The following is a 19,422-nucleotide window of genomic DNA, read 5'->3' as shown; positions in this document are numbered from 1 at the left end:
CAGTATGAGTGATAAGCGGAATAAAATTTTAATTATTGATGATGATAGTCGAAACATCTTTGCACTGAAGGCTGTTTTAACGGCAAAAAAATATAGTTGTATAGCTGCGAATAGCGCTGCTGAAGGATTTGATATTATTCTACAAAACAAAGATATTGGTGTAGTGTTATTAGATATGATGATGCCCGAAATGGATGGATATGAAGCTTTGGCAAAAATGAAAAACGATAGCGCCCTAAAATCAATTCCAGTAATTGCGGTAACCGCACAAGCCATGCTTGGCGATAGAGAACGCTGTTTAAATGCAGGAGCAGTAGGCTATGTTTCAAAGCCAGTGAATATTGATGAACTCGTTAATCTACTAAACCATTATTTATAGTGCCTTATTCTGGAGCCATAAGCGATGAACAAACAGAAATTTTAATCAATGATGTATTAGAACATCATGGCTATGATTTTACAGGCTACTCCAGGGCTTCGTTAAAAAGGAGGATTTCCAGATTGTACAACCTGGACAAGCACCTTAGCTTTGCCGAGTTCAGGTATAAAACCCTGAACGATGCGGTATATTTTAAACATTTTGTAGAAGGTATTACGGTAAACGTTACCGAAATGTTTAGGGACCCATCCTTTTATAAGGTATTGAGGGAACATATTCTGCCCAGCTTAAATACCTACCCTTTTATCAGAATATGGTTAGCGGGCTGTTCTACAGGAGAAGAGGTCTACTCCATGGCCATTCTTTTAGAAGAGCTCAACCTGCTCAACAAATCGCTGATCTACGCAACAGATATTAACCCCTCTGTTTTAGAAAAAGCAGGACAGGGTATGTTCCCCCTTAGCCAGATGAAAAGCTATTCGGAGAACTATATTGCTGCAGGAGGCAAAAGGGATTTCTCTTCCTATTATTCTGCCAACTATTCTTTGGCGAAATTCGATCCCGATTTAAAGAACAAAATGATCTTTTCTACGCATAATCTTGTTTCCGACCATTCTTTTAATGAATTTCAGCTAATCTTATGTAGAAATGTGCTCATCTATTTTGATAGAAGCTTACAATTTAACGTACTGCAACTGTTTGACCAGAGTTTAGAAAACTTATGCTATCTCGCCTTGGGCTCCAAAGAGACCATAGAATTCTCCCCTATATCCAGCAGGTATAAAAGGGTGGGTACAGAAAAAATATGGAGGAAAACCAGCACATGACGAAACGCCGGGCATTAATTATAGGAGGTTCTGCGGGTAGCTTAGATGTGCTTTTAAAAGTACTTCCAGAGCTGAACCCAAATGTGCAATTCCCCATCATTGTGGTAGTGCACCGTAAGCAAGGCATGGACTCCCTCCTAACAGATCTTTTATCATATAGAACAGTGCTAAAAGTTAAGGAGGCAGAAGAAAAAGAGCCCATTTTAAATGGCAATATCTATATTGCTCCTTCAGATTATCATTTATTGATAGAAAGGGACTTTACCTTTTCCCTTGACTATTCTGAAAAGGTCAACTATTCACGTCCTTCTATCGATGTCACTTTTCAATCTGCCGCAGAAGCCTACCATGATGGCTTGGTCTGTCTTCTACTTTCGGGCTCTAATGCCGATGGGGTAAATGGCTTAATTACCAACAACTTATTCGGCGGCATATCCTTAGCACAAGAACCCAGTTCTGCTCAGGTATCTTACATGCCAGAACAGGCCATTTTAAGAACCAATGTCAACATTCTAAAGATTGAAGAAATGCCTGCTTATATTAACTCCATCTCCTAATCATTAACAACATGGGTAAAAAAATTTTTATTTTTGACGATAACCAGGATATCTTAGAACTATGTTCCTTAATTCTAGAGGATGCCGGCTATGAAATCAAAACTTCACAAAGCTCTAATCATATCATTGAGCAAGTAGCCGAATTTGAGCCTGATATTATCCTAATGGATAACTGGCTACCAGATCTAGGCGGAGTGGAAGCCACTCAAATGATCAAAAAACATCCAGTCTACAAAAACATTCCCGTTATTTATTTTTCGGCCAACAATGATATCAAAGCATTGGCAGAAACTGCTGGGGCAGACACCTATTTAGCTAAACCTTTCGATATCGAAGCTTTGGAGACCATTATAACATCGACAATTGGAGAATAAGAAAAGATCTAAACCCCATTGCCCACCAATATAGCATTTATGAATAGGATTCGTTTAATCATTTACCAAAAAACAAAACCCCTCGTAGGTTTTTAAAACTTACGAGCGGTTACTCTTAGTTTTTCATCCTACCTTGTTCAGCCTCTGTTCCAGTAGACCTGCGACGGGCCGGTTTAACTTCATTCTTTCCAAACCTATAACTAAAGCTTAATCTGAACAATTGTGTTTCGTTCTTTTGGTATAGGCTATAATCCAATCCTGTATAGGCACTTTTTAACCTAGTTCTGTTCGTATCAAAAACATCCGATACCGCAAATTTTAAGCTTGCTTTCTTATTTAACAACGACTTGCTGAGCCCAAGGTCTGCATATGCTCTTGATTGCATGTTCAAGGTACCATATACCAAAGGTGATTCATAATTTCCGTTAAATTCAGCAGTTAACCCATCTACAATAATGAAACTATTCTGTATACGTACCTGATAGGAGGTTTGCCCTGTCTTCAAGGTTTGTCCTGCCAAATTCGGGGTTTCGAAGCTCAAATGGAAAACGTTTAGGTTATTGTTGATATTCCACCATTTAGCTATTTTGACAGGTATAGTCAAATTTACGCCATAGGTTATGTTTTCGGCAATATTTGCATTGGTTTGATATAATGCTTTTTGTTCGGCATCTGGTAAGATCACCTGTGTTATGGCATCATTTACCTTACTATAGTGCACATTAAGGAAGTACTTCTGCATAAAGGTATAAGAAACCTCAAAATTGTGCGTATACTGAGGATTTAAGAAAGGATTTCCTTTGTTATAGGTATATTGATCCAAATAGTAGATAAAAGGGTTTAAATCGTCGTAACTAGGTCTATCTATACGCCTGCCATAAGAGAAACCGATTTGATTATTTTTGGACAGGGTCTGTTGAACAAAAACGGTGGGAAAGAAATCCCAATAACTGCGCTTTACGATATTATTAGTGGTAATGAGGTTACCAGTTGAATTTGTTTGTTCTACCCTGAGCCCCAATTGCACACTTGTCCTTTTAAACTGTTTGTTGAAATTGGCGTAGGCTGCATTTACATTTTCATCATACACAAAGCGATTACTCCTACGCACATCATTTTGCCAGGTATCACTTTTCCATTCTTCGGCACGTAAATCATTGTCTGTTTCTACCCAGCTGCTTTTTATGCCCGCTTCAAATTTTGTGGTTTTATTAATGGGCAAAGTATAATCTACTTTAACTGCCTTAATATCAATCGTACTTGGACTATTATTTCTTAAACGTCCAATTGGTTTTACCGACAAACCGTTTGGATATAATAGCTCGTTCACCAACTCTGCATGGTCTTTTCCTTGATACCTAGAATAATCTGCATCGGCAGAAAGCTCCTGCCCCGTAGTGTCTAACACCGATTTATAATTTAAATTGTAAGCAAAATTCCGGTAGCTCGATTTTTGCGTATTGTTAGAGTTTAAAACCGAATCTATTTGAGAGAATGTTTTGCCAATAAGTGTCTTATTATAAGCTTTCTCTAGCCCACTGTTCAAATATCCGGTAGCTAATATGCCAATCGTATTCTTCTTGTTTAAGAAAAAATCTGCCCCAACCTTAAAATTATTATTCTCGAAATCCCGATCGTCTTCGCCCTTTTGCGAAAAATAAGTAATATCAGTACCTTTCGAAATACGGTCTATATCTATTCTGTTGCTTCTTGCACCTTTGTTAAAGTTATAACTGCCAAAAACGTTTACGCTCTTGCTTCTGTAATTCAGGTTTAATCCTGTGTTTCCCCTCAAGTTTTTACCATAAGCCATGCCAGCATTAAAACTACCGTTAGCGCCACCGCTTTTTGCTTTCTTGGTTTTAATATTAATGATGCCTGAGTTTCCAGAAGCATCATATTTGGACGACGGGTTGGTGATCAACTCGATCGTTTCAATTTCAGCGCTTTGCATGTTCCTCAGCAAATTGGCAATGTCAGCTTGGCTCATGTAGGTTTGCTTGCCATCTAGCATAATCAATACCCCTTGTTTTCCCTGCATTGATATACGGTCATTTTGGTCTACCGTAACGCCTGGTGCTCGCTGTAAAACTTCCAATGCCGAAGAGCCAACCGCTACCGAGCTGTTTTCTACGTTCATGACCATCTTATCTGCTTTCCGCTCTAAAAGTGGCTTTACTGCCGTAATGCTTACCGTATTTAAGGTTTTGCTATTGGCTATTAACAATATTTCCGGCAAGGTTAGGCTGCTTACAGCTATCGTAAAAGATTTTCCTTTATAAATTTGATAGCCCATCATATTAATTTTGATGTAATAGCTACCTGCAGCCACATTTGGAAAATTAAACTTACCGTCGGGCGTAGTCATCGCTGTTTTTACCAATGACGAATCTGTTGCCTTAAACAGTCCTACTGTAGCATAATCGATAGGCTTGCGCTGTTCGTCTAAAACAGTACCGTTCACATCGGTTTGTCTCCCATAATTTGCCTCGGCACTTAGTGCCATTGACGTTAAAAAAGTAATTAACAAAAAGTATATCTTCTTCATTTGTGTATGTATTATCGTTTAATTTTGGGCATAAAAATCCCATTACGTTATTAGCGTATTTTTACTTCTAAAAATTTTTAGCTTAGTTTTCTAAAAGGCAAAAAGCCTTCTTAATAGTTTGTAGCATGTAGACGATAGAGATTTACAAAAGGTTACAATAAATTTTCACTTTTTTCTCTATGCGATTTCAAAACGCACAAAAAAAGCGGCCTAAAACATGTTCAAACCGCTTTTTTTAAAAAATAAAATTTCTACTTCATACCCAGAACATCTACCCCTTGTTCAAAAATAACATCTACAGGGATGCCTTTTTTACTCAGTTTATCCAAATCTGCTTGCAGTTCAGCTTTAATCACTCCTCTTTCTTTTTGTGCCTGCTCTACGGCTGTTTTATTCCCATTTCCCTGTAGCGTGATGATAAGGTTGCTCAGTTCATTCATGGCTATGGCAAACTTATCATAGTTAACGCGATAAGTACCTGCAGCTGTACGTTCAAATGCACCCTTTTCCTGAAAGAAATTGAAACATTGCATATTGGCTTTCCCATGGGCACTTGATGCTCCAAAACGAACAGAACGCAAAATACCGGCCATATAGGTAGTATAATAATCTTTAATATCTCCGGTAAGCTCTCCTTTTTTAAGTAGGCCGGTAACCATATATAAGCCCAGAACGTCTGCCTTACCTTCTTCTAACCAAGAGTATTGTTCTTGTAAAGCTTCTCGAACAGTTGTTTTTCCATTCACAGTATTTTTTATGCCCAGGCCATGGGCCACTTCATGAAACATTACATTAGAAAAGAAAGCATCAAACTTGATGTATTTTTGCTGGTCTCTATCAATCAATACATTTGCTATAGGCACCAAAATCTTATCAAATTTGGCCTTCATTGCGTTTTTCAACTGAGAACGTCTTGTTCCTTTCTCCTGTTGGATTTTCTCATCGTTCGGTAAGTTTACGGCGATGGTTTTCGATCCCGCATTACAATCTCCGGCATAATACACTACATCGTATGCATTAAGTTCCGAATCTGTACCGGGCACTTCTTTTTTATATTTAGCTTCTACAGGAAGTCCTTTTTGAAGCTCAGGAAGCATCGAAACATATTTAGCCAGACGTTTACTCCATTCCTTATCTTTTACCAGCACATAACTCTCAAAGGAAGCCCTAGCGTTGAATAATTTGTCCTCGTAATTCTCTATCGGACCAATAATGATATCCAAACCGTTGTTCTTCATGTCCAACCAAGCATAATCACTTGCCGTATAGTTATCTGTCACCAAAGCATCAGCCCTAAGGTTCAAGTATTTTTTAAATCCGGGATCATCGGTTAGCAATGCGGCCTGCTTTAATAAGCTACTTGCCTTTTGTAGCTCTGTAGCAAAATAAATATGGTAGGGAATGGAAACCAATTTGCCATCTTCGTACCTGATGACCGAATATAGGCCATGTTTGTCTTTTACATCTGATTTTTCCAGTTCCTCCTTAGTCATGTTCAATGGATAAAAGGTTACCCCTATCGGTTTTTCACCAACGCCATTCACAAAAGGCTTATCGCCATTCAGCCGGTCCCATGGGCCGTAGTTGATCTTAACAAATTCTCTCGTTTTTTCATCCTTAATACTGGCCAGCAGGCTATCTCGTTGTGGATAAGCTTGTTTCCAGAATAATTCATCCATAATTTGAGCAGCCTCAATGAGCAAGGGAAGAACTTTACGCTCACTGATCGTTAAAAGATTTAGATTTGTACTTAACCTTACTTTCTCGTAAATAGGCAATCTTTGTGCTACATATTCCTGTAATGAATCTAGGTCTTTTTTCTCTGAATTTTCCTGGTTATTGCTATTGCTGGTGCATGCTGTGACTGAAGTAACCAAAGCCGATGCTGCAAAAAGGCCTTTAACTAAATTCATCTTTATTCTCATTTGTTCAAATTTATTAAGGGTAATCTATCTGTTTTTAGGCATTTTAATGAATCCATAAGCTCAATTTATTTTTAAATTGACCATCAAGCATGGTCTGCCACAGGCCAGTATCCTAACGTTGTTCATTGATCTACTGGGTGATAAAGTCCTGATTGCTTTTGCATAAATATTCTTCTTTCGGATCTTATATGAATGCACTAAATTAGTAAAAAATATATCCATCAATAATTTAATCTAATTTCTTGGCGAAAGTCAGGGCAAACTAATCAACCAAATGCATATTCACCAGATTTCCTACAAGGCCTTGCTCCTTTTTTCCTGTGTATTGTTAGCCAGCTGCAGTACGTACAAATACAAGGAAAGCGATAAAGTATATAAAAAAAATGCCAAAGATTTTTCTAAGCTCATTAAGGCAATGCCGCCAGAGAACCAAAGAATAGATTCGCTATTTAATGAACAATCTTTTGTAGGCACTACCAATATGGGCATCCGTAAGCCTAATTTTGTGATCATCCACCATACCGCACAAAACTCTACCGACCAAACATTAAAGACATTTACGCTTACCCGTACAGGTACCAGTGCCCATTATGTCATTGGAAGAGATGGAAAAGTAGTGCAGATGGTCAACGATTACCTAAGGGCCCAGCATGCGGGAGCAGGCAAATGGGGCAGTGTTACTGATATGAACTCGTGCTCTATTGGTATAGAAATGGATAACAACGGGACCACAGACCCTTGGACAGAGGCTCAAATTAACAGTTTATGTGCTGTTCTGGCTACGCTTAAAAAGAAGTATAGTATTCCCACCGCTAATTTCATAGGGCATGCCGACTTTGCTCCTGGCAGAAAAAACGATCCAAAAAACTTTCCCTGGAAAACCTTGGCCCAAAAAGGATTTGGGTTATGGTATGACGACGTAATGGAGACTCCTCCCGAAAACTTTGATACCACCGCAGCGCTCAGGATCATTGGCTACAATGTACAACGCTTAAATTATGCTATCGAGGCATTTAAAATCCACTTTGTGCAAACAGATATTACGCAAACGTTGACAGATTTTGACAAACAGATCCTTTATAATTTGTATAAGAAATCTTTATAAACAAAAAAGGTCCTGAAAAATCAGGACCTTTTTTATTTCTAGGCTTTGAATATTATCTATCAATAGAGCCCATTACTTTCTGAGAAAAAGCATTTAAAGCTTCACGAGGCTCCAATCCGCTTTTCACACTTTCGTGTACTTCTAAAGCACCACAGATATTGGTAATCATTTCACCTGCAACGTCAACTTCTGCTTCGCTTACCCCTCTAAACTCGCAAAAAGCCTCCAATACTTCTAGTGTTGCATTTAATTGCTCCGGGCTTGAGTTTTCAAAAAACTGTCTTATTACTGGAACTTTCATAATTACTTTATTTTGGCAAATAAATCTGTTAAAACTTCTGCTTTATTAGTTTGTACCTGATCTACCAGCGATCCGTTTTCAAACGCAGCAAAGGTTGGCAGGTTATCAACTTTTGCAAATTTTCTCGACTCTGGAAATTTCTCTGCATCAACGATCAAAAAAGTGACCTCTTCATTTTCTGAAGCTAATTTTTTAAACTTTGGTTTCATGATACGGCAGTTTCCGCACCATGAAGCGGCATATTGCACCATTACTTTCGGATTGCTGGAAAGGTATTGGCTTAAACTATCTTCTGTTAATTCTAAAAACATAATATAAAATTTAATAGCTATGCAATCACAAACTTTTTAGTCTTGTGCCAGTTTAAAAAATCGCATAGTTAATGTTTTGAAAACAGATGCTGAAAGGCCTCCAGCATCTGCTATTATTTGCAAGCTTTTGCTTAGTTGGCACTTAAGTACTCTGCAACGCCAGTTCTGGTTGCATTCATTGCCGATTTTCCTTCTTCCCAGTTAGCAGGGCAAACTTCACCGTGTTTTTGTACGTGCGCATATGCATCGATTAAACGCAAGTATTCTCTTACATTTCTACCCAAAGGCATATCGTTTACACTTTCGTGGAATACTTTTCCGGTTTCGTCAATGAGGTAGGTAGCACGGTAAGATACATTTGAGCCAGAGAAAACTTCTTCGCCTTCTTCTGTATATTCAACTTCCTGATCTAGGATACCTAGAGTACCTGCCAATTGTCTGTGTGTATCTGCAATTAATGGATAAGTTACGCCTTCAATACCACCGTTATCTTTAGCTGTATTTAACCACGCGAAATGAACTTCATTGGTGTCGCATGATGCGCCAATTATTACCGTATTTCTTTGTTTGAAATCTTCTACAGCTGCTTGAAAAGCATGAAGTTCTGTCGGACAAACAAAAGTGAAATCTTTTGGATACCAGAACAACAATACTTTAGAGTTGTTTTTTACCGCTTCTTCAAATACATTGATCTTTAAATTATCTCCCATTTCTGAGATCGCATCTACACTAATACTTGGAAATTTTTTACCTACGTAACTCATAATATTTATAAATTTTATTTTTTTCTTGCCGCAAAGATAAGCCAAAACTTGGGCAGGAACAATTGATTTTCATCATTTGGCCATACTTAATCTTGATACACATATAGACAAAAACTATAGTTTAATTTAGCAGATTAGTTTTTGTCTATCTATTTGTTCCGCCACAAAAAAAGCCGCCTAATTTAGGCGGCCCTTAAAAAAAATCAGACTTACAATTAATTTTTAATGATTTTTACCATTTTTTGCTCTGTGTTGGTACTAACTTTCAGATAGTATACAGAAGGGGCCAATCCTTTTAGGGAAAGTTCTTGTTCTGTATCTTTTCCTTTTTCGCTCAGTACCAGTTTTCCGTTCAGGTCAAAAAGGTCATATTTAAGATTTTTAAAATCTGTTGTGCTCGTTTTCACTTTGACATAAGAAGTCGCCGGATTTGGATAAACCTGAACAGCTGTTGCGTTTAATATCAAGTTCACACTTTTTATTTGGTCGAACAACTCTGAAGTGCCGTTAAGATCTATCTGCTTTAAGCGGTAATAGCTGATGCCTGACTGCGCCTTACGATCAACATAGCTATAATTTAAGGAAGTGGAAGAATTTCCGTTAGCAGCCTTAGAAGCGACAAAATCTACCACTGAAAAGCTTTTACCATCTGTAGATCTTAACACCTCAAAACCTTTGTTGTTTGTTTCTGAAGCGGTTGACCAAGTTAACGTGCTTTCACCTTTTACCAAAGCGGCATTGAATGAGCTTAGGGAAACCGGAAGTGTGCCATCAGTTGTATAAGAAGCAAGACCATGTCCATACACCAAATGAAAGAAGGTATGAGTTCCATCAGCATTTTTTCGAATTACAACATCGGCATAACCATTAGGATTTGAACCGCCACTCACCGCCGCAGGAGTCTCGCTGTACAGTTCTGCACTAGAACTTAAAGTCGCAGAGGAAGCAAGCCCTGAAAGGGCAGAAGTCACATCTACCACCCTCATTCTTACCCCAATATTACTAGCGGGAGCGCTTCCTATCACAGAACCAGATAGAACAATATATTTTTTGATTCCGCTTTCAAAATACTGTGCATTCGAATAAAGAGCATCCAAAACCGTTGAAGACAATACTTTTGTATCCGCAATCGTATAGTCTGGATTTAATTTGATTTTTCTTATCCCTACACTTTGAGGTCCATTAATGATAATCTCTGTATCCGAAATTGGAGATATACTCCCTCTCGAAAAGTTGTTTCCACCTACCGATACAATATTTTGGACTACGATTTTATTGTTTACATCAAAACCTAAAACCAACATCTTGTCCTGCACATTATTTGGGGCAATACCGGTCCCCGATCCGCCCACATAAATTTTTGTATTAGCGCCAGTTCCGTAAACAGCCAGTGCATCTCCAAAGCGTCCAGTTACATTAAGCTCAAAAGAGCTAGGTTCTGTATCTGCATCATTTTCCCATCTGTAAATATAAAGTTTACCCGCCGTAGTGGCACTAGCTGCATTATATAAGCTGGTTGCATAGATTGCGCCATCTGTTGCAACCCTTATTTTATTAAACTTAAAAGTGCCCAACCAATCAGCCTTTATTGTTAAATTTCCCGATATAGTGTAATTACCTAAATTAAGAGGGTTTAGCTGTAATATTTTAATTTGAGGAGCATTCCTATCTGCCACATATAATTTATGACCTGTACCATCATAAGCAATACTAGCCGCATTAGATAAGCCCAAGCTAGTAAAACTAGGATTTCCACTTAAAATTGACCAATTTGTGGTCAAAGGCACAGTCTGCGAAAATGAAATAAAACTTGTGGAAGCAAGCATTAAACAAAGTAAAAGTTTTTTCATACGATTTAATTTTTGATTGTTGAATAGGTTGTTTTACAAAAAACTACTTATGCTGACTTAGCTACAATTTAAGAATTGCAATAATCCGCATTTCAAGTCCATAAAAGTTTAAATCGCTATAAAGCAGTTTGTTTGTTAAGTAATATTACAAAAAAGAATTTGTAAAAACGCAAAAAACCGCACATTTATTTTCAACAAACCGCAACAAATTGCAGCTATTGCCACAAGGAGACCTAGCAGAAACTTCCAATCAATAAATTCTCTGGATTGAAAAAAAATGAATCTTCACTGATTAATTCGAAAATTCTTTAAGTTGGCTTACCTTATAAGGCTTTTTAACCGCTTTATGGGCGGCAATTTGACCGACCTCAGCTTCTTTTTCCGTCACTTTCTCGGGCCTAAAGGTGTTTCCAATAACATTTTTCCTAAATATGGCTTCATACCAAGTACAAGAAGCTATATAACGGCCAATATTTAAGTCTAAGTGGTAGCCATCCCTACACAGGTGATCACCAAGAAATGACGTACGCGCATTCTGGATAGCCGTGCCACTAGGCACCAAGACATCAAAAGGGATCAATTTCATCACCTTTTTGGAAGCATCTACAATGCCCGCATACATTCGAGCCTGATCTTTATTATAACTCACAAAACCGTTATGCGTTGAATTCTGTGCATAGGCCCATGTTTGGTGCCACACATATTTAACTTTTGGATTGGTTGCTTTTGCTTTTACATAATTAAACAGCAAAGGCAATGGCTCTACATAGGTTTCAAACAGCCCAGACTTTGGACTAGATTGCTGGAAACTAATGAAATTCCAGTTTTCGTCGGCCAAAGCTTTCGCTATTGAGGTTTGAGGGAAACGTTCTTTTTTACCATCCAGCCCAACTTTTCTATATTCATAAGCGGGTTTATCTTCTTTTGCATTTTGCAAATGTAGGTCCAATGGAGCCCCTCCAATATAAAGATTACCGATAATCACTTTATAGCCACCCGCTTTTGCCAAACCAAATAGATAATATTCTATAGCATCTTCCGAAAAACTATTTCCTATGGCCAATATCCTAATGACACTATCTTTATTGGGTTTATCGAACGTAATATTAACACCCTGACCAGACAGATAAAAAGCATCGGCCTTACTAAAAAAGAAAGAGGCCAATACTACAAAAAGTACACTAATTTTTAGTTTAAAGAATTTCATACTATAATTTTAAAAAAATCTATTTTTTCAATGTATTTTCAAATAATTTAAAGATACGTTTATATTCGTCTGTCCAGCTACTGGGCTCTACAAATCCGTGATCCTCTACAGGATAAACGGCCAATTCCCAATTATCCTTGCCCAATTCGATAAAACGCTGCGTTAAACGCACAATATCCTGAAAATGGACATTTACATCAACCATGCCATGTAACATAACCAAATCACCTTTTAGTTGATCGGCAAAATAAATGGGGGAGCTTTTTTTATAGGCCTCGGGGTCATTAATTGGCTCGTTAAGGATATTAGAAGTATAACCGTGGTTATAGTGGGCCCAATCGGTTACCGAACGTAGGGCAGCGCCAGCCGAAAATACTTGTGGCTCTTTAAATAGTCCCATTAAGGTAATAAAACCTCCGTATGAACCTCCATACAAACCTACATGCTTTGGATTAACGCCATATTTTTCGACCAAAAGCTTTACCCCGTCTACTTGGTCGGTCAGGTCTTTTCCGCCCATATGCCGATAAATACCTGTGCGATGGTTGCGCCCATACCCCGAGCTTGCGGTATAATCTATATCAATAACGGTATAGCCATTGTCGGCCAATAAATTATTGAACATATACTCCCTAAAATACTGGCTCCACCAATAATGTACATTCTGTAAATAGCCTGCACCATGTACAAAAACTACGGCCGGTTTATTTGGATGGGGATTCTTAGCGGCGTAAACTCTGGCATACACCTCATCTCCATAACGATTTTTAAAAGACACCAAATCTGGTTGGCGCCATTGATAGCTGTCAAACTCAGCAGAAGTTGATTTGGTAACCTTTACCGCACTTGCCCCAGATTTATTTTGTTGAATAAATAATTCCCAAGGCTTATCCATATAAGAATAGTTGATGGCTAGCCACTTCTCGTCTGGCGATAAGGTAATTTCATTCCCTCCTTTCATAGCAGTAAGCTGCACCAGTTCTCCTCCATTTACATTCAATTTATACAAATGGGTAATACCTGGGTGTTCCTTATTGGCGGTAATGTAAAATGAGCTTTTATCTTTAGAAAGCTGAACCCGTTGAACTTCCCATTGACCAGAAGTAAGCTGTATTTTTTTCCCACTGACCACATTGTAAACATACAAGTGTGAATAGCCCGTAGCTTCACTCTGGAAATAAAAGCGATTATTATCGATCCATTGCACATCTCGACCTATTCCAGGACCACCGATCCAAGCTTCATCTCGCTGACGGTCTATCACGGTGAGGTTTCCGGTACTCGGATCCAATTTTAAAATCCAAAAATCTTTATTGTCCTGCGCCCTCCCTGTAACTACAGCAAAAGAGCCATTCTCATTCCAGTTTGCCACATTAAGATTTACTTTTCTATCTTCATTTCTCTTTGTCCGCTCTTCTAACTGTTTCGGATAGTCTTTTACGTAATCTGGTAAATCTTTAATACCAGGGATCTGTGAAATATTAACGGTATAAACGGTATCTCTTGACACATCGTACAAATAAGTTGTACTTGTTGATAAAGTTTCCCCAACTTTTGCGCGGCCATTGATATCTTCAGTATAGCCAGAAGCGGTTACGTAATTGGGCACAATGGTGTTATGATTGGCAGCAGAGGTCGTCAACCTATAGCTTACATATTTGCCATCGGGACTTACGCTTAATCCGGAGAGGTAGCTATCATCCAAATAAATGGCTTTTATGGTCCTAGCAGGTGTAGCATTTGCCTGCATCCCAAATCTTCTAGAGCCCCCTGTGCCTCTATTTCCATTTTCGGCATTTCTCTTTTTTATGATATCAAACAGTGCTGTCTGATCGTTCTTTAGCCAGGCATCCTGTTGAGAGGTTGCTGTCCTTGCCGAACCTCTTCCTGTCGTTGAAAAACCCTCTGGCTTTCCTTTAATGAAGTTAGTAAGCTGTGTAAGCGCTCCCGTAGCTAAATTCAATTGATAAACATTCTCAGCGCGCTGAAAGATCACCTCATTATTATACAGGAACTTGGCATTGCTTTCTCTTTCCAAGGTATTGGTCAACCTGGTTTCTTTCTTTGTTTTAAAGCTAGAAAGATAGATATCACCGCCTTTTTCCATCAAGCCTAATGACTGGTCTTTATTATAAACATAGTTGACAGGCGCATTTTTTTCTGCCTCATCAGCCTCTGCTTTTTCTATTTTTTGTGTGGTAACATTTACCTTATAGGGCTGGCTTTTATCTTTATTTTCGGGATTCCAGTTAAAGAAAACGGTTTTGCTATCGCCAGACCAACGGTAACCGTCGGGTGAAGTACCCATCCATTTTGGATCTCGCATTATTTTCTGTACCGTTAATGGCGCAAGCTGCTGTGCCTGTGCTACTGATGTAAGTATTAAAAAAAACAATACCAATCTTTTCATTGTCTATATTAATTTTATGCTAATTTGATCTACTGGTTAATCCACCTTTTTTACTATTCACATTAACGGTAAATTTACTTCCTCCCTTCACCAACCATCGCACCGTTACATAAGAATTCCCTGCGATATTGGCCACCCTGATATTTGCCGGATCTAGCTTTTGTTCTGTAGAAATCCCTAAATCACGATTATTAACGACCATACCTGCTACCACCGTGCCTCCTGTTAGGGAAACAATATCGGGAATTTCGATATTATTTTTTATATCCTGACTGGAGTGGGTAGGAATCATGCGTTCATTGCTTACTACTGCGGTTACCTGCTTCAATCCTCCTCCAATATCTTTCACCTCTATCTCGTCGACACTTAATTTTGGCGTATGATAGGCATGAAAAACGCTAAATGCCATGTTACGATGGGCATCGCTTTCCAGCAAAAACCCAGGGTGCAGACGGGTATAGTTTTTCTTGAAGCCACCTATTTCAATATCTCCATATTGCGGATGCTTAAAAGGTTTCCAATCTACAAAAGCATCTTTCATTAAAAGATCCTTATCAAAAGAATAGAGTTGGTCTTGCGTACTTTCCGCTCCAGACTTATTGTACATGGCATATGCGGTCCATAGTTCATTAGAAAAGGTATAGATGCCACGACCACCATAAAACCAATCGAGCTCTCCTCCAAAAACAGAATATAAATCTTTGTAGACGACCAGGTATCTATAGCCCGGTAAAAGTTCCTCCCCTTTTTTACCCAGTGCATCATATACCCTAATATCCTGTGGATTATAAGTATCTACGTCTTCGGCGGCACCCGGTCCCCTAAGGATCATCCCCCCATTATTATGATAAGATTGTGCGGCGGCAATATTAGGATGTTTCATCACAAAATCTACAACAGCCCTGTTTTCCGGTATGGAAAAAGGATATTTATACGCTCCGCCTTGAATATAATTTGGCTGCCAGTTCCAGCCCCAATCACGGTTGGGATCATAAGCCCCTTCTCCATCCTCATTCACCAAACCATCTCCATCATTATCAATCCCTTCCGAACCTAAGAGTTCATACTCTCCTTTTTCATCATAGCCTACCATAATCATTCTACGGTAATCGGAAGGATCAACTTTATACCTCCCATTAGGATTTTTACGTCGCATCATGGTAATGTGTCCGTCGCCATCCAAATCATCAAAACCATCCTCATTATCAAGCCCATCCCTGTCATTATCAATAGGGATTAGCCCTGTACGCGGCGAGTGGGCCGTGTTGGCTTGGTGAATAAAATGATCCCTAGCATCGGGGTTAATGGTGGGTACAATATAAAATGTTTTATCGGCCAATAAAGACTGTATGGATTTATTGCCTGCTGCATGCATCTCTGCTAAATACCATGCCGTATATAGGGCAAATTCACTTCCCTGTATTTCATTAGAATGGATATTCCCATCAATATACATCGCTGGTTTTTGATCGGGATTACCTTTTTTGGAATCACTAATGGTCATTACCCAAAGATCTTTCCCTTTGTATGACTTACCGATCACCTCTAACTTGACCAAGCTGGGATGGGCCGCAGCAAGTTTTTTACAAATTTCGGTTATTGCAGCATAATCATTATATCTATTCCAGCTTATTGAAACCTTAGGACTGGGAGGGGTTCCTACTGCCGCTAATATATTTTCTGGTTTTTGTGATTTGGTTATAATGGCACACAAAATCATTGCAGCCATTAGCACATATTTCTTCATCGTCTTGTTAGATTAAAGTGATACCTCAATTGATTTATTTCCCGTGGTTGGGCTACCAGCATCAATAGTAAGCTTGCCTGCACCCTTAATGAGCCAAGTAAGCTCTTTAAATTCTTTTCCCTGCAAACTTTCAATGGTCTGATTCTTACGACCGCTTACCACTTCCTGATTCGCTTTTGTATTTACCTTTACCGCTATCTTTTTAAGAAAATAACTACGATCTCCTATTTTAGTGTAGGTAGATAAATCACCCTTGTTAATGAGCTGTACCGTTACCCTGGTCAATCCATCTGTCAATTTTTCTGTCTTTACATTTACAAAATCAAGTTGTGGGGCCATTCCTGCCAAAGCAATGAGAAAATCGGTATGCTTGGCCACAATATTATCTACCAATGTATAAGGTGGGTTGTTCAACACAAAAGGATCTATGCCACCCACTTCAACTGTTTTGCCTATAAAATCGGGGTGGCTAACCGCTTTCCAAGGCGTATAAGTATGGGTAATGCCTTGACTTGACGCCCAACGCAGATAGGATGCAACCGGATCATCATTGGTAAACTTCTTTTCTTTTTTTGCAGTATCCGGGGCAATTTTCGGCACCCACCAACCAGGTGTGCTAAAGCTTAAACGCCCATAATGGAAATAGGCCCATTGGGAAAAATCTCCTGTTTCTACTTGCGTCTTCGGTGCATCTTTGGTTTTGGTAATCTTGTTGTATTTTTCAGATACCAGTGCATTTGATTTTACATCGGCCTCAAACCAGCTCGTAATAATTCGCTTGCTCAGCCCAGCGGGATTAAACATAACTGGCGAAGATAGGTTGTTAGTAGGGCCGAAGGTGACCACGGCGTAAACGTTAAAGGCATCAAAAAGAAAATCGAAAAGTGCCCTGTTCTCCTTTTCCGATACCGCATATTCGCCTGCTCCAGGAACAAAATTCTTATAGTTGAAGCTGGCATTCTTGTTAAAGCTTACTCCGCCTTCACCATCTTCATTAAATTCACCATCTTTATCATTATCAATTCCTTCTTCCAACAGGATATAAGTTCCATTCTCGCCTTTTGTGGCATCTGCCAAAATTAAAGATCGTGAGTCGTCTGGATTTAGCTTATACTTACCTGTAGGATCCTGAATGCGCATCCAGGTAATCTTCCCATTGCCATCCAAATCATCAAACCCATCCTCATCCAACCTTCCATCACGATCATCATCGGTTTTAGTGGCATTACCGCTGCGTTCATATTTTAACTTGGAAAAATATTGTTCGGTAGCATCCGGGCTCATATTGGGGAAAACATAAAATGTCTGTTTGCCCAAAAGAGCTTTGACGCTGTCTGTGCTTGAATTTGCCAATAGTCTTTCGGCAAAGCCTAGGGCCATTTCCACACCGAGCAAGTGCTTTCCGTCCACTCCTCCTACTACTGCAATAGCGGGTTTTTGATCAGCATTGGACGATCCAATGGTTAACATCCAAATATCCTTGCCTCCGTTCGTTTGCGTAAGTGTTCTTGCTTTTATCAACTGTGGATACTTACTGGTCAACGTCTTAATTCGTTGTGCAAGGCCTGCATGATTAGTATAGTCCTGTTGTTTTTGGGCGAAAGTAATACCCGTGAGAAACAGAAAAAACAGGTTAAATAGATAAAATTTCTTCATTATAGTTTAAGGTTATACCTGCAAGTTATAGAAAAAAGCATTTCCTCAAACTCAGGTAAAACAAGATGTTACAAATGTTACAGATCAAATGGGGATGATCAAAAAGATCATTTGCTCATCATTGCTAAAAGATCGGAGATCTTAATGCCTATAAAAAGCATTTTTACAGGGAGATTACGCCATGCGAGAACGATGGGAAGCTTTCGGACAGGCCTCTTTAGGACAAGAAGAACCCTATCTCAGTATTTTTCCTGTTTTGTCTACAGTAACATTAAATGGTGGCATATAATCTTGCAACAAGGTAGCCAATTCTCTTCTGGATATTTGCCTATTAAAATCCAGATCCGTTTTAAAAGCATAAATGCCTTTCCATTTTTTTTCCACTTCTTTTTTGGTGCTTTCTGGGGCCTTGTTGCCTACATAACAAATCATATCTAAAGCTGCAGCAATGGTAATCCCATCACTTTTATAATCATCAAACCAAATCTGAGCTTTGTAATAATGATCTTTAATGGGCTGTTTAATTTCTTCTGTGCCGATTAACTGTTGTGCATTAAAATAAGCCTCACCATTTACAATTGATGCTTTTAGCACGCCTGTCAACCCTACCATTTGGATTGCTTTCCAATTTGGATCGTCAAGTTTTATATCTGCAAAAGGCATGACATTCAATTTAAACCCTACAAGTTCTCCCTGGATTTTTTTCAGGTTGGATTCTGAGGTTTTCAAGTTAAAGAAACCCGCATAAGCAGCTACAGCACCTGCGGCTTGCCCTAACAACATATTTTGAGCATCGTCAACATATACTAGGTTTTCTTGGCCAGGTATCAATAACTGGTAAAGCGAAAAGGTATTTGCAGTACCAGCATCCATCCATTTTCCTGCCGCTATGCTGGTCTTATAAATAGTATGGTGATAATCCAGCTTATTCCAGGGCACATTTGTAGGGGCCACTATTTTTAGGGCTGTATTAAGTTTCTGGTCAGCTACATTAATAAAGACTTTGGGCCTAACAGTTTTACCGTCATTGAGCTTAAATACCCATCCATTGCCTGATCGGTCTGCCTTTACCCAATAAGCATTTTTAATTATGGTAAGGTTTTTAATGCTATCGGCCCACTTGGTCAATACCTCATTTGCGGTTTGCTTATCAAAGCTGATATCGGCAACACTATCTTTTATCTGCTTAAAATCTTTTATTTTTTTGATGAAAGCAGCCTGGATTCCTGAATGGAGGCCTTTTTGGACTGGAACGATATCAAAGCCCCCCGATTGTAATAACAACGTGGTCTTAACATTTGACTGTGCGGCCTGTATGGCTGCGGCAACCGCAGCATTACCGTTACCCACAATAAAAACATCTGGCCTGAGTGTTTGCGCTTTTAATGTAAAGGTAAGAAACAGTAAGAAAGATAGAAACAGATATCTTTTCATTAGAGGTCAAAAAAATAAGTGCTAGTG

16 protein-coding genes are annotated in these 19,422 nt (G+C 38.9%); 5 read left to right on the top strand and 11 right to left on the bottom strand.

Annotated features, from left to right (window positions below; translation table 11 throughout):
* The first annotated feature begins 4 nt into the window (after positions 1-4).
* The 4 genes from JHD79_RS04060 to JHD79_RS04045 are packed head-to-tail and all read left to right on the top strand — an operon-like array spanning position 5 to position 2,137.
* Positions 5-379 (top strand): response regulator, encoded by a 375-nt coding sequence (locus JHD79_RS04060; RefSeq protein ID WP_199117922.1) that lies wholly within the window; start codon positions 5-7, stop codon positions 377-379.
* Entirely contained in the window at positions 379-1,206 is an 828-nt protein-coding gene (locus JHD79_RS04055; protein ID WP_370583302.1) for a protein-glutamate O-methyltransferase CheR, read from the top strand. The genes JHD79_RS04060 and JHD79_RS04055 overlap by 1 nt, the downstream gene beginning before the upstream one ends.
* Complete coding sequence (locus JHD79_RS04050; RefSeq protein ID WP_199117921.1) at positions 1,203-1,763, top strand: chemotaxis protein CheB; 561 nt, start codon at positions 1,203-1,205, stop codon at positions 1,761-1,763. The genes JHD79_RS04055 and JHD79_RS04050 overlap by 4 nt, the downstream gene beginning before the upstream one ends.
* A gap of 11 nt (positions 1,764-1,774) precedes the next feature.
* Positions 1,775-2,137: a response regulator gene (locus JHD79_RS04045; protein WP_199117920.1), complete on the top strand. Its 363-nt coding sequence runs from the start codon at positions 1,775-1,777 to the stop codon at positions 2,135-2,137.
* A gap of 115 nt (positions 2,138-2,252) precedes the next feature.
* Here JHD79_RS04045 and JHD79_RS04040 read toward each other — a convergent pair whose 3' ends face one another.
* Positions 2,253-4,685, bottom strand: coding sequence for a TonB-dependent receptor (locus JHD79_RS04040; protein WP_199117919.1), 2,433 nt, complete (start codon positions 4,683-4,685; stop codon positions 2,253-2,255).
* A 251-nt stretch (positions 4,686-4,936) separates the two neighbouring features.
* Positions 4,937-6,598: a Zn-dependent hydrolase gene (locus JHD79_RS04035; RefSeq protein ID WP_233164553.1), complete on the bottom strand. Its 1,662-nt coding sequence runs from the start codon at positions 6,596-6,598 to the stop codon at positions 4,937-4,939.
* A 286-nt stretch (positions 6,599-6,884) separates the two neighbouring features.
* Here JHD79_RS04035 and JHD79_RS04030 point away from each other — a divergent pair, with 286 nt between their 5' ends.
* The gene (locus JHD79_RS04030) at positions 6,885-7,715 is read left to right on the top strand and encodes an N-acetylmuramoyl-L-alanine amidase (RefSeq protein WP_199117917.1); all 831 of its coding nucleotides are present in this window, start codon (positions 6,885-6,887) and stop codon (positions 7,713-7,715) included.
* Between the two features lie 52 nt (positions 7,716-7,767).
* On the opposite strand, the gene JHD79_RS04025 is transcribed toward JHD79_RS04030, so the two are convergent.
* The 9 genes from JHD79_RS04025 to JHD79_RS03985 form a co-directional block, all read right to left on the bottom strand.
* Complete coding sequence (locus JHD79_RS04025; protein WP_199117916.1) at positions 7,768-8,016, bottom strand: hypothetical protein; 249 nt, start codon at positions 8,014-8,016, stop codon at positions 7,768-7,770.
* A gap of 2 nt (positions 8,017-8,018) precedes the next feature.
* The gene (locus JHD79_RS04020; protein ID WP_199117915.1) at positions 8,019-8,327 is read right to left on the bottom strand and encodes a co-chaperone YbbN; all 309 of its coding nucleotides are present in this window, start codon (positions 8,325-8,327) and stop codon (positions 8,019-8,021) included.
* A 131-nt stretch (positions 8,328-8,458) separates the two neighbouring features.
* Positions 8,459-9,091 (bottom strand): peroxiredoxin, encoded by a 633-nt coding sequence (locus tag JHD79_RS04015; RefSeq protein WP_199117914.1) that lies wholly within the window; start codon positions 9,089-9,091, stop codon positions 8,459-8,461.
* A gap of 215 nt (positions 9,092-9,306) precedes the next feature.
* A complete protein-coding gene (locus tag JHD79_RS04010; protein WP_199117913.1) occupies positions 9,307-10,941 on the bottom strand; it encodes a T9SS type A sorting domain-containing protein in 1,635 nt (544 codons plus the stop codon).
* A gap of 292 nt (positions 10,942-11,233) precedes the next feature.
* Positions 11,234-12,148: a DUF4886 domain-containing protein gene (locus JHD79_RS04005; RefSeq protein ID WP_199117912.1), complete on the bottom strand. Its 915-nt coding sequence runs from the start codon at positions 12,146-12,148 to the stop codon at positions 11,234-11,236.
* Between the two features lie 19 nt (positions 12,149-12,167).
* A complete protein-coding gene (locus tag JHD79_RS04000; protein WP_233164552.1) occupies positions 12,168-14,558 on the bottom strand; it encodes a prolyl oligopeptidase family serine peptidase in 2,391 nt (796 codons plus the stop codon).
* A 19-nt stretch (positions 14,559-14,577) separates the two neighbouring features.
* Positions 14,578-16,305, bottom strand: coding sequence for a M14 family metallopeptidase (locus tag JHD79_RS03995; RefSeq protein WP_199117911.1), 1,728 nt, complete (start codon positions 16,303-16,305; stop codon positions 14,578-14,580).
* Between the two features lie 12 nt (positions 16,306-16,317).
* Complete coding sequence (locus tag JHD79_RS03990; protein ID WP_199117910.1) at positions 16,318-17,961, bottom strand: M14 family metallopeptidase; 1,644 nt, start codon at positions 17,959-17,961, stop codon at positions 16,318-16,320.
* A gap of 234 nt (positions 17,962-18,195) precedes the next feature.
* Positions 18,196-19,395, bottom strand: coding sequence for an FAD-dependent oxidoreductase (locus JHD79_RS03985; protein ID WP_199117909.1), 1,200 nt, complete (start codon positions 19,393-19,395; stop codon positions 18,196-18,198).
* Positions 19,396-19,422: the final 27 nt, after the last annotated feature.

It is taken from the genome of Pedobacter sp. ASV28, from assembly GCF_016428855.1.
Classification (GTDB): Bacteria; Bacteroidota; Bacteroidia; order Sphingobacteriales; family Sphingobacteriaceae; genus Pedobacter.
The sequence above is the reverse complement of the archived record's forward strand: the minus strand, read 5'-3'. Positions and strand labels throughout refer to the sequence as shown.

Bases quoted from the DNA above. Each gene is read 5' to 3' on its own strand.
- JHD79_RS04040 (WP_199117919.1), bottom strand. From the start codon at position 4,685: ATGAAGAAGATATACTTTTTGTTAATTACTTTTTTAACGTCAATGGCA.
- JHD79_RS04000 (WP_233164552.1), bottom strand. From the start codon at position 14,558: ATGAAAAGATTGGTATTGTTTTTTTTAATACTTACATCAGTAGCACAG.
- JHD79_RS03990 (WP_199117910.1), bottom strand. From the start codon at position 17,961: ATGAAGAAATTTTATCTATTTAACCTGTTTTTTCTGTTTCTCACGGGT.
- JHD79_RS03985 (WP_199117909.1), bottom strand. From the start codon at position 19,395: ATGAAAAGATATCTGTTTCTATCTTTCTTACTGTTTCTTACCTTTACA.
- JHD79_RS04035 (WP_233164553.1), bottom strand. From the start codon at position 6,598: ATGAATTTAGTTAAAGGCCTTTTTGCAGCATCGGCTTTGGTTACTTCA.
- JHD79_RS04030 (WP_199117917.1), top strand. From the start codon at position 6,885: ATGCATATTCACCAGATTTCCTACAAGGCCTTGCTCCTTTTTTCCTGT.
- JHD79_RS04025 (WP_199117916.1), bottom strand. From the start codon at position 8,016: ATGAAAGTTCCAGTAATAAGACAGTTTTTTGAAAACTCAAGCCCGGAG.
- JHD79_RS04050 (WP_199117921.1), top strand. From the start codon at position 1,203: ATGACGAAACGCCGGGCATTAATTATAGGAGGTTCTGCGGGTAGCTTA.
- JHD79_RS04010 (WP_199117913.1), bottom strand. From the start codon at position 10,941: ATGAAAAAACTTTTACTTTGTTTAATGCTTGCTTCCACAAGTTTTATT.
- JHD79_RS03995 (WP_199117911.1), bottom strand. From the start codon at position 16,305: ATGAAGAAATATGTGCTAATGGCTGCAATGATTTTGTGTGCCATTATA.
- JHD79_RS04015 (WP_199117914.1), bottom strand. From the start codon at position 9,091: ATGAGTTACGTAGGTAAAAAATTTCCAAGTATTAGTGTAGATGCGATC.
- JHD79_RS04005 (WP_199117912.1), bottom strand. From the start codon at position 12,148: ATGAAATTCTTTAAACTAAAAATTAGTGTACTTTTTGTAGTATTGGCC.
- JHD79_RS04020 (WP_199117915.1), bottom strand. From the start codon at position 8,327: ATGTTTTTAGAATTAACAGAAGATAGTTTAAGCCAATACCTTTCCAGC.
- JHD79_RS04060 (WP_199117922.1), top strand. From the start codon at position 5: ATGAGTGATAAGCGGAATAAAATTTTAATTATTGATGATGATAGTCGA.
- JHD79_RS04045 (WP_199117920.1), top strand. From the start codon at position 1,775: ATGGGTAAAAAAATTTTTATTTTTGACGATAACCAGGATATCTTAGAA.